Here is an 801-nt window from a genome sequence, read left to right as displayed (position 1 = left end):
TAAAGATACATTGTCTGAGTCAATCCTTATGGAGAGCCCCTCAAACGCCAAAAACAAAAAAAGCCGTTGATAATCAACGGCTTTTCTCGTATTTAATGTGGCGGAGGGATAGGGATTTGAACCCAAGAAATCAGCCACAAAATAAAACTAAAACTCATTATAATCAAAAACTAATCGAAAAATCACATCTCAGAAAGTGAACATTCGTAGTCGATATATGACATTTAAATATTTATTGAGTAGATTGTCAATGATTGAAATCAACAGGCTGCATTCTGATTTTAAAAAATCGCTCTAAGAGAGCCTCTATATGTGTTTGCACGCTGTTATTTTTAAAAAGCACGATGATTTGACAGCTAAATGACAGACGAAGTAGATGAATTTGTTGATTGATTTTTATTTGACTGCAAAAGCAGTCAAATAAGTTAAGCTCGCCTATTAACTGGCGGAAGGCTAATATGTGTTAGGTGTTTTCTTCGCTAGGAGCATGCGCTTTCCATTGTTCTTTCACATAGTCATAGAACCCATCCACTCCAGGAACTAGAACAACCTGTGCCAGCTCTTGCCCAGCCTGCGAAAGCAATACTTGGCCAACAGATATATTGTTTTTCCCATTTTTCATTTCTAATGGTAAAGGTTGGCCACAATAAGCTAACGTGAAATGTTTTGGTAATCCTTGTTTGTTAAACCCTGAAAGTGAATTAAATTGAATTAGCCCTAAGCTATCTAAATGAGACAAGTGCGTAATACCATGATGCCGATCGGTCAATACCATTCAAGCCGATCACTTTTTTGTTCGCC

At 37.2% G+C, this 801-nt stretch carries 1 protein-coding gene; it reads right to left on the bottom strand.

The annotated features are described in order from the left end of the window. Nucleotides 1–463: 463 nt before the first annotated feature. Entirely contained in the window at nucleotides 464–739 is a 276-nt protein-coding gene (locus tag IEY42_RS22200) for a DUF2806 domain-containing protein (RefSeq protein ID WP_188927333.1), read from the bottom strand. Nucleotides 740–801 lie beyond the last annotated feature (62 nt).

Source organism: Shewanella algicola (genome assembly GCF_014648035.1).
Classification (GTDB): Bacteria; Pseudomonadota; Gammaproteobacteria; order Enterobacterales; family Shewanellaceae; genus Shewanella; species Shewanella algicola.
This window is presented reverse-complemented; position numbering and strand designations above follow the sequence as displayed.